At 69.1% G+C, this 13,739-nt stretch carries 12 protein-coding genes; 5 read left to right on the top strand and 7 right to left on the bottom strand.

The features are described from left to right. Positions 1-38 precede the first annotated feature (38 nt). The gene (locus tag ALLO2_RS14600; RefSeq protein WP_023840289.1) at positions 39-548 is read right to left on the bottom strand and encodes an ester cyclase; all 510 of its coding nucleotides are present in this window, start codon (positions 546-548) and stop codon (positions 39-41) included. 354 nt (positions 549-902) lie between these two features. Between ALLO2_RS14600 and ALLO2_RS14595 the strand changes: the two genes are divergently transcribed. Further along, positions 903-2,153 carry an XdhC family protein gene (locus ALLO2_RS14595; protein WP_035732793.1) on the top strand — a complete coding sequence of 417 codons (1,251 nt, stop codon included), beginning with the start codon at positions 903-905 and terminating at the stop codon, positions 2,151-2,153. Positions 2,154-2,329: 176 nt separating this feature from the next. Continuing rightward, entirely contained in the window at positions 2,330-3,376 is a 1,047-nt protein-coding gene (locus ALLO2_RS14590; protein ID WP_023840291.1) for an LLM class F420-dependent oxidoreductase, read from the top strand. 163 nt (positions 3,377-3,539) lie between these two features. Here the strand turns inward: ALLO2_RS14590 and ALLO2_RS14585 are convergent, their stop codons facing one another. Further along, positions 3,540-5,597, bottom strand: coding sequence for a glycosyltransferase family 39 protein (locus ALLO2_RS14585; RefSeq protein ID WP_035732747.1), 2,058 nt, complete (start codon positions 5,595-5,597; stop codon positions 3,540-3,542). Positions 5,598-5,801: 204 nt separating this feature from the next. On the opposite strand from ALLO2_RS14585, the gene ALLO2_RS14580 reads away from it, so the two are divergent. Together ALLO2_RS14580 and ALLO2_RS23420 are read left to right on the top strand one after the other, a co-directional pair. Next, positions 5,802-7,166, top strand: coding sequence for a membrane protein (locus tag ALLO2_RS14580; protein ID WP_011436801.1), 1,365 nt, complete (start codon positions 5,802-5,804; stop codon positions 7,164-7,166). 197 nt (positions 7,167-7,363) lie between these two features. Further along, positions 7,364-8,641, top strand: a complete 1,278-nt coding sequence (locus tag ALLO2_RS23420; protein WP_011436800.1) for a DMT family transporter — start codon at positions 7,364-7,366, stop codon at positions 8,639-8,641. On the opposite strand, the gene ALLO2_RS14570 is transcribed toward ALLO2_RS23420, so the two are convergent. Continuing rightward, positions 8,629-9,285 (bottom strand): ceramidase domain-containing protein, encoded by a 657-nt coding sequence (locus ALLO2_RS14570; protein WP_051868788.1) that lies wholly within the window; start codon positions 9,283-9,285, stop codon positions 8,629-8,631. The two genes, ALLO2_RS23420 and ALLO2_RS14570, sit on opposite strands and share 13 nt — an antisense overlap. Positions 9,286-9,627: 342 nt before the next feature. On the opposite strand from ALLO2_RS14570, the gene ALLO2_RS14565 reads away from it, so the two are divergent. After that, a complete protein-coding gene (locus ALLO2_RS14565) occupies positions 9,628-10,482 on the top strand; it encodes a hypothetical protein (RefSeq protein ID WP_023840294.1) in 855 nt (284 codons plus the stop codon). Between the two features lie 147 nt (positions 10,483-10,629). Here ALLO2_RS14565 and ALLO2_RS14560 read toward each other — a convergent pair whose 3' ends face one another. From ALLO2_RS14560 to ALLO2_RS14545, 4 genes are all read right to left on the bottom strand, one after another. After that, on the bottom strand, positions 10,630-11,175 hold the full coding sequence (locus tag ALLO2_RS14560) for a non-canonical purine NTP pyrophosphatase (RefSeq protein ID WP_035732743.1): 546 nt from the start codon (positions 11,173-11,175) through the stop codon (positions 10,630-10,632). A gap of 26 nt (positions 11,176-11,201) precedes the next feature. Further along, positions 11,202-12,155, bottom strand: coding sequence for a hypothetical protein (locus ALLO2_RS14555; protein WP_035732741.1), 954 nt, complete (start codon positions 12,153-12,155; stop codon positions 11,202-11,204). Further along, entirely contained in the window at positions 12,110-12,730 is a 621-nt protein-coding gene (locus ALLO2_RS14550) for a mevalonate-3-phosphate 5-kinase (RefSeq protein ID WP_035732739.1), read from the bottom strand. The genes ALLO2_RS14555 and ALLO2_RS14550 overlap by 46 nt, the downstream gene beginning before the upstream one ends. Next, a complete protein-coding gene (locus ALLO2_RS14545; protein ID WP_011436794.1) occupies positions 12,717-13,643 on the bottom strand; it encodes an adenosine deaminase in 927 nt (308 codons plus the stop codon). The genes ALLO2_RS14550 and ALLO2_RS14545 overlap by 14 nt, the downstream gene beginning before the upstream one ends. Positions 13,644-13,739 lie beyond the last annotated feature (96 nt).

Raw genomic sequence — 13,739 nt, 5'->3', positions numbered from 1 at the left:
GCTCGCGACGAGGGCGTGCCCTGCCCGCGGATTTTGGGTCAGGCGATGGCCGCTCGGATGGGTTCGCGGTCGGTCAGGCCCACGCCGCCGCGCGGAGCGTCGGTCTCCCCCTTCATCTGACGGAAGATCGAGTCGTTGTCCCAGTACGCGCGCTCGGCAATGATTTTGCCCGGTTCCTGGCCGCTGAAGATGTAGAGCACAACGCCTTCGAAACGAACCGGACGACCCCGAGGGGCAATGCCGGCGAACTCGCCCTGATGTGTCCCTACCAGGGTCACCTCTCGCCAGGAGTAACCGGGGAGGTCGTATTCTCCGGTAACAGTGATGATGAAGTCCGGTAGGGCAAGGGCGAGCATTTCGTAGAAGTCCTGCACACCGCGGATGCCTTCGTAGCGGGCGTTCATCGGGACGACGTCGTAGAAGGCACGCTCGTCGCGCAGGAAGGTGTCGTAGACCTTCTCCCAATCCTTGGCGTTCTCCTGGCGGATGTGCTCCTCGATGGTCGCGCGCTGCCAGGAGATACGTTCCTCGGTAGCAATAGTGGTCATGGTCTCGGTTTCCTGGTCCTTCTCGTAGAAGGAGAATTCGTTGCGGATTCATCGTACGACAGGTCTGGACGCGGAACAGTTCGGCTCTTCGAATTACGGTGGATGTCGTAATTAGGCGGACACGCGTGGCGGGGCGGCTTGGGTTGCGGGATGCAGCCAGCAGGGCCGGGTGGATCGGGACACGGCGTTGCGGCGTCCGCCATGCTGGAGCGGAACGTGCCGCCCGCACCGGTGATGATCGCGACTGTCAGGTCCCTGTGCGGCCCTTGCCGGCTTCTATCGTGACGGGTGACGCCAGGGCTCGGGGGCGCGCGTGCCCGCGGGTTCGCCCGGTCGGCGGGGGAGGTGGGGGTGGTGCGCGAGATCGCCGGCACCCTGCGCCGGTGGCGGGCGGCGGGCACCGCGTTCGCGGTGGCCACGGTCGTCGATGTCCGGGGCAGCGCGCCGCGCCAGCCGGGCGCGGCGATGGCTGTGGCTGCCGATGGCGAGGTCGTCGGCAGTGTGTCCGGCGGCTGCGTGGAGGGCGCCGTGTACGAGGCGGCCGCCGAGGTGGTCCGCACGGGGACGCCGGCCTTCGAGACCTATGGGATCCGCGATGACGACGTGGCCGCCGTCGGACTTACCTGCGGCGGCGTCATCGATCTGNTTNTTNCNCCNCNCCTGCCGCACCTGCCGCACCTGCCGGACGTGTCAGATCTGTCGCCCCCGCCGGGTCAGTCGGACCCGGGGCCATTGCCGCTCGACGCGGTCCTTGCGGCGATCGCCGCCGACGAGCCGGTGGCGCTGCTGACCGTGGTCGGTGGCGAGCGGCTGGGCAGCCAGGTCGCGGTGTGGCCGGAGCGGACCGCCGGTTCGTTCGGTTCGTCCGGGTGCGAGGTGACCGGGTGCGAGGTGACCGCGGTCGACGACGCCCGTGGCATGCTCGCGGCCGGGCTCAGCGGCCTGCGTCACTACGGTCTCCACGGGCAGGGGGGTCTCCACGGGCAGGGGCGACTCGACGCGGTACCGGTGTTCGTCTGTTCGTTCGCGCCGCCGCCGCGGATGCTGGTCTTCGGGGCGATCGACTACGCCGCCGCGGTGGTCCGCATCGGGCGTTTCCTCGGTTACCGGGTGACGGTGTGCGACGCGCGGCCGGTCTTCGCCACTCCTCGCCGTTTCCCCGACGCCCACGAGGTGGTATGCGAGCGACCGGCGGCGTTCCTCGCCCGCACCGAGGTCGACGCGCGCACGGTGATCTGCGTCCTCACCCACGACCCCAGATTCGACCTCCCGGTGCTGCGCGCGGCGCTGCGCTCCCCGGCCGGATACGTCGGGGCGATGGGGTCGCGGCGCACCCACGCCGACCGGCTGCGCCGGCTGCGCGAGGACGGGGTGAGCGAGTCCGACCTGGCCCGGCTGCGCTCACCCATCGGACTGGATCTGGGTGCGCGCACGCCCGAGGAGACGGCCGTCTCCATCGCCGCGGAAATCATCCAGAACCGGTGGGGCGGGAGTGGCCGCCCGTTGCGAGCCACCCGCGGCCGCATCCACGCCGAATCCGGTGATCCCGGCGGTGCCGGCGGTGCCGGCGGTGCCGCGGACGGACGCCCGAGGACAGCAAGATAATCAACGGTGTTGACGAGCATCCACACCCAAGATCATAAAAAACAAGATCATAAAAGAACAAAGCAACGCTCCCAGCCCCGGTCGGTGGTGCCTGAGTCGCGGCCAGAGTCAAACTCGGGGGTGAGACGCCAGGGTCGAAGGGGCCGTGGCGGGAGCCGGCCGGAGGAGTGGCGTACGTGCGTATCGCGATGTCGCTGGGGTACAGCGGAGGTTTCGAGGAGACCGTCTCGGGGCTCGCCGACTACGAGAAGGCCGGGCTCCAGGTCGTCCAGGTCGCCGAGGCCTACAGCTTCGACGCGGTCAGCCAGCTGGGGTTCCTCGCCGCCCGGACCTCACGCGTCGAGATCGCCTCGGGGATCATGCAGCTCTACACGCGCACCCCGAGCCTCATCGCGATGACCGCCGCGGGCCTCGACTTCGTCTCGCGCGGGCGGTTCACCCTCGGGATCGGCGCGTCGGGGCCGCAGGTCATCGAGGGTTTCCACGGCGTCCCCTACGATGCCCCGCTGGGCCGGACCCGCGAGACCATCGAGATCTGCCGGAAGGTCTGGCGCCGGGAGGTCCTCGAGTACCACGGCCATCACTACGACATCCCGCTCACCGCGGGGCGGGGGACCGGCCTCGGCAAGCCCTTGAAGATCATTAATCGACCGGTGCGGGACCGGATCCCGATCGTGCTGGCCGCGCTCGGTCCGAAGAACGTCGAGCTCGCCGCCGAGCTCGCCGAGGGTTGGATGCCCGCCTTCTACCTGCCGGACAGCGCGGACGAGGTGTGGGGCGAGGCGGTGCGGGCCGGTACGGCCAAGCGGGACCCGGCGCTCGGCACCCTGGACGTCTGGGCCGGGGCGTCCCTGGCCGTCGGCGACGACGTCACCGCGCTGCGCGACACCGACCGGCCGCAGCTCGCGCTGTACATGGGGGGCATGGGCGCGCGGGGCCGCAACTTCTACAACGACCTGGCTCACCGCTACGGCTACGCCGCGGAGGCGAAGCTTGTCCAGGACCTCTACCTCGCGGGTCGTAAGGAGGAAGCCGCCGCCGCGGTGCCGGCCGGCCTGCTGGAGAGGCTCTCCCTGATCGGGCCGCGCGGCTGGGTGGCCGAACGGCTCGCCGTGTTCGCGGAGTCCGGGGTCACGACGCTCGCCGTCAATCCGGTGGCGCCGACGCACCTGGAGCGGGTGCGTCTCATCGAGCAGATCCGCGAGCTCGCCGACGGCCTGTGAGGTGCCGACGGCCCGCGGCGACCCGTGCGGGGCGGCGAGCCGCGACGGCCCCGGCGGAACCGCCCTGCCCCTGATGCTGCCCTGCCCCTTGTGCCCTCCTCGACTTGTGCCCTCCTCGACTTGTGCCGTCCTCGACTTGTGCCGTCCTCGGCACATCGTGTGATCAGCTCATGCCGGACGTGGTGAGGTCGTAGACCGTCTGCCCGCCGACCGTGGTGGCGGTGAAATGCGCCGCCACCCAGGCGGCGATCTCGTTGCCAGAGGTGGAGTTCCNCCCCCCNCCCANCCCGGTCCCGCCGGCAACGAAGTAGTGGATCTTGCCTTCGCTGACCCACTGCTCGAACTGCGCCAGCGTCGGTGCCGGGTCGCTGCCGTCCCATCCGCCGATCGCGATGACCGCCTTACCGCTGCTGAGCTCCAGCTCGGCGGCGGTGGTCGCACCGCCGGTGGTGGCGGCAGCCCAGGTCGTGGTGCTCGTCCTGAGCAGCGCGACCAGAGCCGTGCTCCCCGTGCCCCTTGCCACCGGCGAGTCGCTGGAGGAAGCGGAGGAACCGCTGGACGAGCCGCTGGACGAGCTCGGTGGGGTTCCACCCGGAGCGCCGGAGGGCAGGCCGCCGCCCGCCGCGGCCCCGCCCGGCCCACCCCCGGCGCCGCCGGCCGTGGCGGCCACCGCGGGACCGGAGATCGGGATGGAGCCGCTGTGCGGGTTCGCCGCGGTGGCAAGCGCATAGGCCGAGGTGCCTGCCGAGGCGCTGATCACGGTCGCTGCCGCGAGCACGGCGGTGATCCTGGTGAGCCGGGCGGCACCGGCCACCAGCGCGACGGCCACCAGCACGCTCGCCGGGAGGATGATCCAGCGCAGCACGGGCAGCCAGGAGGCCACCCGGTCCAGCAGGACGAAGCCCCACAGCCCGGTCACCGCGATCATCGCGGCCAGGGTGGCGCGGTGCGAGATCCGCGCCCGTCCACGCCAGCACACGGTTCCACCGGACGCGACGAGCGCGGCGACGGCGGGGGCGAGGGCGACCGTGTAGTAGGGGTGGGTGATGCCGCTCATGAAGCTGAACACCAACCCGCTGACCAGCAGCCAACCGCCCCAGAGCACGAGCGCAGCCCGGGTCGGGTCGGTGCGCGGCGTCCGCCGGGTGAACCACAGGCCGGCCACNAGAACGATCAGCGCGGCGGGCAGCAGCCAGGAGATCTCCGCCCCNATGCTCGCCCCGAACAGCCGGGTGATGCCGGTGGCGCCACCGAAACCGGTAGTCATACCCCCACCCCCGCCACCGCTGGCGCCACCACCGGCGGAGCCACCGAAGATGCGGCCGAGGCCGTTGTAGCCGATCGCGAGCTCCAGCAGGCTGTTGTTGGTGGAGCCGCCGATGTAGGGGCGTGACGAGGCCGGCCACAGCTCGACCAGGGCGAGGTACCAGCCGGCCGAGACGACGATCGCGGCCACGGCGCCGGCGAGGTGCGCGAGCCGTCGGCGCAGACCGGTCGGCGCGGCCGTCAGGTACACCAGGCTGAGGGCCGGGACGACCAGGAACGCCTGCGCCATCTTGGTGAGGAAGCCGAAGCCCACGCAGGTGCCGGCCAGCAGCAGCCACCGCAGGCTCGCCCGTTCGGTGGCCCGGACCGTGCAGTAGGCGGCGGCGACGAGCAGCAGCACCAGCAGCGCGTCCGGGTTGTTGAACCGGAACATCAGCACCGCGACCGGGGTCAGCGCGAAGGCGGCGCCGGCGAGCAGGCCGGCGGCGGCACCGGAGGTCCGGCGCACCGTGGCATACAGCAGCCCCACCGCGGCGACGCCCTCCAGCGCCTGCGGTGCCAGCACGGTCCAGCTCGAGAACCCGAAGGCCCGGGCGAACAGACCGGAGACCCACAGCGAGGCCGGCGGTTTATCGACCGTGATGGCGTTGCCGGAGTCCAGCGAGCCGAACAGCAGCGCCTTCCAGCTGTGCGTGGCCGCCTGGGTGGCGGCGGCGTAGAAGCCGTTGCCGTAGCCGGACGCGCTGAGGTCCCACAGGTAGAGGACCGCAGTCGCCGCCAGCAGGGCCAGCAGCGACGGCCGGATCCACGCGGGGTCGCCGGCCGGGCCGCGTACCAGGCGGCCGATCCGGCCGCGGGACCGGGAAGGCGGGGGCGGACCGGATGGGTGGCCCGCGGGATGCCGCACGGGCACGTCCGCGTCGGGTGCGTTCACGAGGGGGGAAACGATGGTCATCTCGAAGGCCGTCTCGGGACCGGGAAGTACGTCATGGGTAGACGATCGGTCCGGCGGCTTCGCGGATCCTGTGCCCTTACTGTGTGAATCCTGTGCGCTACGCGGATCCTGTGCCTTTACTGTGCGGGCCCCGTGCCCTGTGTTGTGCCTGTCCGGGTGCGGCATGCGCCGAGATGACTCTTACGTCACGGTAGAGTTGTCGGCGTGAGCGGATCGCGGTGGGCGTATCCTGACGGCCCCGCCGTCACCGACGGTCTGACCATCGGTGCCACGCGTGAGCATATCGCGGCGGCTCCAGCGGCGGATCTACCGGCGGCCGATCCGTACCCGTCCCGGTCCCGCGGCCGGATCAACGCGCTGTGGACGATCGTCGACCAGGTCGTGTCCAGTGGCACCAACGCGGCGATCAACTTCATCATCGCCCGCCGGGTCGACCCGACCGAGTTCGGTGCGTTCGCGATTGCCTACACGATCTTCGCGATCGTCGTCGGCCTGTCGCGCGCCGCTGCCACGGCGCCCCTGGGGATCAGCTATGCTGCCGCCGCCCCAGCCGCGTTCCGCACCGCCGCTCGCGCCGCGTCCGGCCTGGCCCTGGTACTCGGTGCCGTCGTGGGCGCCGGCCTGATGGCGGTCGGTGGCGTCCTCAAGGGCGTGGTCGGGACGAACCTGATCGCGATGGGTGTGGTCATGCCGGCCCTGCTGGTGCAGGATGCCTGGCGCTACACGTCGTTCGCCCAGGGACGTCCCCTCCGCGCCGTCGTCAACGATCTCGTCTGGGCTGCCGGGATGGGCGTGGGCATCGTCCTGCTGGCCATCGGCGGGCCGGATGCGGCCGGCGGCGCGCCGGTGATGGTCCTCGTCTGGGGTGCCGCCGCGGCGCTGGCCGTGCTGGTCGGCATCGGGCAGCATCGGGTCTGGCCCGCCCCGCGGCGGGCGCTCGCCTGGTTCACTGGTCACCGCGAGACGACCGGCTTCATGACCGCCGAGTTCGTGACGGTCCAGGGGGCGCAGCAGACGTCGACTCTGATCATCGCCGCGGTCGGCTCGCCGGCGCTCGTCGGTGCTCTGCGCGGTCTGCAGACCCTGCTCGCCCCCACGACGAACCTGGCCGTCGCGTTGATGAGCTTCGCGATCCCCGAGTTCGCCCGCCGCAGGGGTGCCCCGGCCCGTCGGATCATCCGCGCCGCCTACGTCGTGTCCGCGCTGGTGGTCGCCTCCAGCGTGCTGTGGACCCTCATCTTCCTGATCCTCCCCGACGATTTCGGGACGGCCCTGCTGGGCGATACCTGGAGCCAGACCCATGAACTCCTTCTCCTCGCGATGATCGCGCAGGCCGGGCCGGCGCTGGCGGTGGGACCGGCCGCCGTGCTCTACGCCTTCGGCCGGACCAGACTCACCTTCTGGATCAATCTTTTCTTCACGCCCTTCCTGCTCGCCGGCCCGGTCACGGGCCTTCTCCTCGGCGGAGCCAAAGGGGTGATCATCGGNAACATCATTGTGTTCTGGGCGACGATCCCGCCCTGGATTTACCAGCTCCACAAGCAGGCCCATGCCGTCGACCGTGGGTGACCTCCCCGCCCGCGCGGATTCCCGAGCCCGGGCGTGGTACCCGGCGGCGGACGAAGGTGGGGGCCCGGCCGGGGTCATTTCCCTGATCTTGGATCTGGCAGGCATGATGAGCGGGATCTGAACGGCCGGACCGCACCGGGCCGGGCGTGTGAGGCCCTGACCTTCCCCGGGAAGGTACATCGCGGGATCGAGGGGGAGTGGCGACCTATCTGCTCGGCCTTGGTTCCGCGGTGTGTTTCGCGGTGGCCGCGGTGATCCAGCAGCGGGTTGCCTTCCGGGCGCCGCCCGATGACGTCCTGCGGCTGCGGCTGCTGCTGTGGTTGGTGCGGCGACCGTGGTGGGATGTCGGGGTCGCCGTCGCGGTGATCGGCAGTGTGCTGGCCGCGGCGGCGCTGAGCCGGGGCGCGGTGGCCCTCGTCGAATCCCTGCAGATCTGCCAGCTACTGTTCGCCCTGCCGCTCGCCGCCCTGCTGGCGCAGCGGGCGGTGCCGCGCCGCGACTGGGCGGCGGCCGCGGCGACGGCCAGTGGCCTCGTGCTCTTCCTGATCGCCGGAGATCCGCATCCGGGCGATCCGGGGGCCGTCTCGACGTTCGGCTGGGTCCTCGCCGGCGCGGTGGTCGGCGGGCTGGTGTGCGGTGCGGTGTGGGGGACGCGGCGGCTCGCCGCCGCCCGGCGGGCCCCGATGCTGGCCACGGCCGTGGGCCTGCTGTCCGCGACGCAGGCCGCCCTGACCAGCAGCATCGGTCACCTGCTGACCACCCGCGGGATCGATGCGGTCCTGGTGTCCTGGCAGCCCTGGTCGGTCGTGGCCACGGCGATCGTCGGTGCGTTGCTGCTGCAGAGCGCCTACGAGATGGCCCCGCTGCCGGCGTCGCTGCCCGCCGCGGTGAGCAGCGAGCCGCTGGCCGGGGTGGTGATCGGGGTGGCCCTGCTGGGCGGCGACCTGCGGCTGGCGCCCCTCGCGTTGGTCGGTGAGGTGCTCGGCCTGGCCGTGATGGTCACGGGTGTCCGTACGCTGGCGACGTCTCCGCTGATCACCGGGCAGATGTCGCGGCTGGTGGCGAGGCAGGCCCAGGGGCGGCTGTCCCGGCTGGAGGAACAGGTGCACCATGACCTGGAACGGCTGCGCGCCGACCTGCGCCGCAGCCGGCGGGCCGGCGTCCCGGGGCCGGCGTTGCGACGCGCGCGTCGCCGGCTGCGCCGGGACCTCGACCGCATCGGCGCGGAGCTGGCGAGCCTCGTGGACGAACGGCACCGGTTCGACGATCGGATGCGGCCGGTCGCCGGGCAGGTGGGCTCGAACGGGTCCCGATCGGGGGAGCGGGGCCTGCTGGGGGACGACGCCGTGCCGGAAAGGGAACTGCTCGCCGCGCGACGTGCTCTCGACACCCGGGCGGACGAGCTTCGCCGGCGGGCGGATCGACTGCGCGGTGAGGCCGGTGCCGTCCTGGCTCAGAGGAATCATGCGCGATAGTCAGTCGACCGGGACCTGCCCGCGGGCGTGGCCGGGAGCCGAGTATCACCAGCCTCGGCGAGTGAGTGCCAGCGGCGCGCGAGGGCGCGGCCGACCACGAAGATCAGCAGCTCGGTGAGCAGGTGCCAGATGAAGTGCGTGCCGATNGGGAAGGNCCCGCAGGCCTCCTCGTCGATCGTGCGGGCGAGCAGGCCTGCCGCGAACNCCCCGGCGGCCGTCGCGAAGTCCCGCCAGTACCTGGACCGGTCCTCATGGTGTGACCCGTACAGTGCCACGGTCAGCCCGATCATGAGCAGCAACACCGGCACGTACGGTGCGGAACGGTTGGGGATCTGGCTGCCGAGGAGGGCGATGAACGCGGCGGTCACACAGGCGAACCCGGCCACGCCGGCCAGGCACCACGTCCAAGGCAGCCGGTAGAACCAACGCAGGAAACTTCCGACATAGATGAACACGAACAGGCCGATGGGCGCGATGTCCAGAACCTGGGCCCACCTGGTCGCCAGCGTGTGGAACGCGAAGCTGCCGACCCCGATCAGCACCGCGAGCGGCGGCATGAACGCGACGCTGGCCGGCACGCCGCTATGGCGCCGCAGGAGGCGCCATAGCGCGAACGCCGCGGTGAGATACGCGAGGTTGCTCACCGCGTCGAACTGCCGGACCGCGTTGTACGCCCCGGCCCCGGCGCCTGCCTGGTGCGGCGGCAGGTTGTGGGCGGCGCGGCCGCGGCGAGCGTTGGCCAGATGGCGGCGTTGGCTGTCCCGACCAGCCCGGCGCCCACCAGAAACACGGCGACCGGCGAAGTCAAGCCCTGCTGGCCTACCAAGGGCTGACCTGCGACGCTGTGTCGCTGGGCGGCATGCCAGCGATCAATGGCCCTATCCGCCCAGTCCATTGTGACTACACGCCCTGGCGTGCAAGGCTGCACAGCGATCTTGTGCGACAACCAGGGTTGTCGTTGCAGTGGCGACAACTATGGTTGTCGCATGGCGGACGATGCGCTCATGGCCACGCTCGGCGAGTTGGCGGACGCGAGCGAACGCGCACGGTCGATCGAAGCGGAGATTCGGACACTCGCGGCGCGGGCGGCGGCCGAGGGCGCGAGCTACGGGGACATCGGCCGCGCTCTGGGGATCACGCGGCAAGGAGCGCGCAAGCGGTTCCCGCGCCTGGTCGCCACCCCACCTGTAGCGACAACCTCCGTTGTCGCTACAGCGGCGCCGGCTGGAAGCCGACCCCCGGAGGATCTCATCGGCGGACCGCCAGCCTCGACGCCAGAGGCGACAACCGTCGTTGTCGCGCCCGGGGCGGCGGCAGACTCCGTGGCTCCGGCGAAACGACCGACCGGCAAGCCAGAACGGACACCGGCCCCGTCCGCGCCTCGCACAGGTTCGACAACCACAGTTGTCGAGCGTGCGGGCGCATCCACGGCGGACCGAACCGGCGGCCCGGAGGATGCCGCCGGGCGGCCCGCCACCTCCCGGCGGCAGAAGGCGGCGGACCAGCCGCGTGCGCGGGCAGGCTCGCTGCCGTCCGCGATGGATGCTGCGGTGGCCGCTGTCGCGGCCATGACCGAGGACACCGGATACACCCTGGTACGGATCGAGACCGGCTACCGCGTCCTCGTCGATGGCGTGGAGTCCGGCACCCTGCGCCCCGACTACACGGGCACCACGAGGAACCGGCCGCGCGGATGGCTCCCGAAGGCTCCCGGTCTCGTCTCCGTCTTCCCGCCAGGACGCAGCTACCGGACTCGCGACGAAGCCGTCACGCACCTCCTTGCCGACCTGCGCCACCAGGGGGAGCAGCGGCGAGGCAGGCAGAGGAAGCCGCGGCTATGACCGAAGGTGGGAGTGGTCGGGCAGATGCCGACCGCTCCCACCTCGGGAAGGCGGACGACGGACCGCCTTTGCGGCGCTGAGGTCCGGTCTCGGTCCGCGTGGGAAGTCGGTAGTCGGACTTCGGCTCACCGCGCGGCCAAGGTCCGACTACAGCCCGAGTCCTTGCCGGAGCGCGTCCACGGCGAGGCGTCGGTGGGAGATGGCGTTCTTCTGGTCGCTGGTCATCTCGGCGAAGGTCAGGTTGCCNCCGTCCGGCGCNAAAATCGAGTCGTAGCCAAAGCCTCCCTGCCCCCGCCGTTCGGTGGTCAGCACGCCTTGTAGCGTGCCGGTGAAGACGCGGACGCCGTCAGCGTCGGCGTAGCCGAGCGCCGTGGTCACCGTGGCCGTGCGGTCAGTGACCGACGCGGCCATATCGAGCAGACCTTGAGCGCCCACCGAGTCGAGGAACCAGGCGACCAGTGCGCCCGGCAGCCCGTTCCAGGCGCTCAGGGTTAGGCCGGTGTCATCGACTAGCACCGGGCTGTGCAGCTTTGAATAGGCGTCCTCGGCCTTTCGTCGCACCACTTTTTCGACGTCGAGGGACTGAATCTCGATCAGGTCTTCCTTGACGGCCTTGACCTCGATTCCGAGAAGCGCGGCGTACTCCCGGGCCTTCCCTTCGTTGCCGGTGATCAGAGAGACATGGTCGATCATCTTTTCTACCTTCCGCGGGGTCCTGGTTAGTCGTCGATCCGGAGCCAGTGCCGGGAGTAGTCGGTGAGCCGGATGGCGTGTGCGTGATTTGCCGGTAGAAGGCTACCACGTACCGTTACAGCGTCTCCGTCCTGCACCGGCGTGCTGAACTTCCACCACAGCACGTATATTTCGACGATTCCACTGCCGGTTACAAGGTCGAATCGGCGGGGGAAGAGGTTGCTTCTGCTCGCGTTCGTGACGCGGCCAGAGACGGTCACGTGGTCGGCCCGTGGCGTGGGGGCTATCAGCGCGGCGGGCGTCGTTTGTGACCGGTCTCGCACGCGGATTGTGGTGACGACGTCGTTGGAGAGTTGCAGTCCGGTCCACCGTCGCGCGATGATCGACCGGATGGAGTTGTTGTCGTTGCGAAATACCCGTCGGTAGCGCTCGTACTGCTGGATTTGGCGTTCGGCTGTGACGGTGGTGAAACCCAGCCGATCTCGAATACCGGGCAGCTCCTTTCGGAGGACTTCGACGTTGGCCAAGTCTTGGATCACGAAGTCGACGTCTTTACGCACTGTTCCTCTGGGGGTGAGGTGAAGACCGAACATCGATGACCCGAAGATGCCCACCGATTCGGGTCCGACGAGCTTGACCAGTTCCGTGTAGAGGTCGAACCAGACGGTTGAACGGAACGTCTCGACCATTGCGATTGCGGACCGAATCGGGTCGTGATGTTCGGCTACTTCTTGCACCGGGACGAGCGTGTAGGTATCGAGTACGTCCGCTGGCAGTCGTTCGTCTTCGATGAAGTTCTTCCGGTACCGGGCGTTGCNGTAGAATCTGTCGCCTTCTGGATGCGGCGAGTAGACGTTGTATCCGAGAAAATGAGTCCGGCTGTCGAGGTTGCCGAGGACTCGGTAGATCTTGCCGTCCTCGGTTACGACGTGGTCTAGGTCGAGGAGGGCACGTCGGTCGGATTCCACGACCGCCTCCATTCGTCGGCTGTGCTGACTTCGATGTCCTTCCCGCGGGCGTCGGCGATGAGGTAGTCCTGGATCGTGANCATGAAGGGGATGTTGTCNTGCCATTCTTTGAGCGGGTTGCCGTCCGCTCGGTCTCGGCCCTTCTGGGCTACGCGCTTCCTGAGTTCTTCGGCGGTCCGGACGATCAGTAGCGTTGCGCGTATGTGCGCGGTTCGGTTCTCGTCTCGCAGCGCGGCAATGATCGGGCTGTGAAAGTGCGCTCCCTCGACTACTGCGTCGAATCCGTCGAGGACCAGCTTTCTGACCACTTGCCCGATGGCCGGTGCGATGGCTGCGGCATGATCGGCGAATCCGGTCACGATGTTGTGTTGGGTCGGCGATCCATAGAGTTCCCAGGCGGTGTGCGTCACCTTGGCGAGCACCGGAACGCGTTCGAGGTCCACGTAGGCTCTCTGGACCTCTCTGAGGTAGTCAGTCTGAACGACGGTTCTGATAGCCCGGTGATGCGCGAATGCTACCGCTCCGGTCGACTTCCCAACGCACGGAATACCGTAGACGATGTGGATGGTAGTCTCAGGCGTCGCCATAGCGGTACTTCCTTCCGCAGGCGATGACCTGATCGTATTCATCGCCGGTCAGCCCAGCGAGGCTGAACTCGCTTTCGAGACTCGTGCGGAACAGAACGGGGTCGTCGGTGTTGATGGACACTGGTATGCCGAGTTGGAGTGCNACCCTCGCCGGGCTCGTTCGGTTCCAATCGGCGACTCCCAGCAATGTGTTGCTGGTTGGGCACATGTCGAGACAGATGCCGTTGGCTCGCACGAAGTCCACAAGCGCCTCGTCGTCGAGAAGCAGAACGCCGTGGCCGATCCGGTCGGGTGTGATGCGGGCTAGGACGTAGTGGGAGATCGCGTTGTTGAACAACTCTCCCAGGTGGATGTTTACCTTCATTCCGCCGGTTTGCAGATTCCGCAGAGTCCGAAGATAGCGGTTGAACTTCGGGAGATCGTAGGGCAGAAAATTGAGGTCTACGCCGGCGATGCGGGTCGTCAGGTCATCCTGCTCGGATAGGACGTCAAACAGCGCATCTAGCTGGTCCTGGGTTTTGGTCATGTTCACGCCAGCGAGGAACGTTATGGAAAGAGCGGTACGGTAGGAAAGCTCCTCGCGGAAGATGTCGATGCCGTCACCGGCGCTGTGCATCCATCGCCAGCGGCCTGTGGACGGACCGATGCGGAGGTCAATGTGTTCGATCCGCGACGCCTGCATCTCGTCCAGAAGGCGGCGGACGACTCGGCGGAACGTTGCCTCGGTGAAGATGTCCGCGTCGTCGGTCAGGCTCATGACCGTCTGCCAGAGCAGGGTTAGCCGTTCCGCAGGCGTTGACTGTAGGTAGGCGTCTGTCTCGTATACGCCTCGTAGGTAACCTACCCTCTCGGGTTTCGCGATTTCGAGCGCCCGTAAGGCTGATTCGAAGTGGCAGTGTAGAAGGCTGTGCATGGCTGGTCCCCGTGACCTGATCGAAGTGTCTGCTGTGCGGCCGGCGTCGTGGCGTCAGCGCGGCTGCGGTCTGCTCGGCAGCGTGATCCGTCGAAC

It is taken from the genome of Frankia sp. Allo2, assembly GCF_000733325.1.
GTDB lineage: Bacteria > Actinomycetota > Actinomycetes > Frankiales > Frankiaceae > Frankia > Frankia casuarinae.
This window is presented reverse-complemented; position numbering and strand designations above follow the sequence as displayed.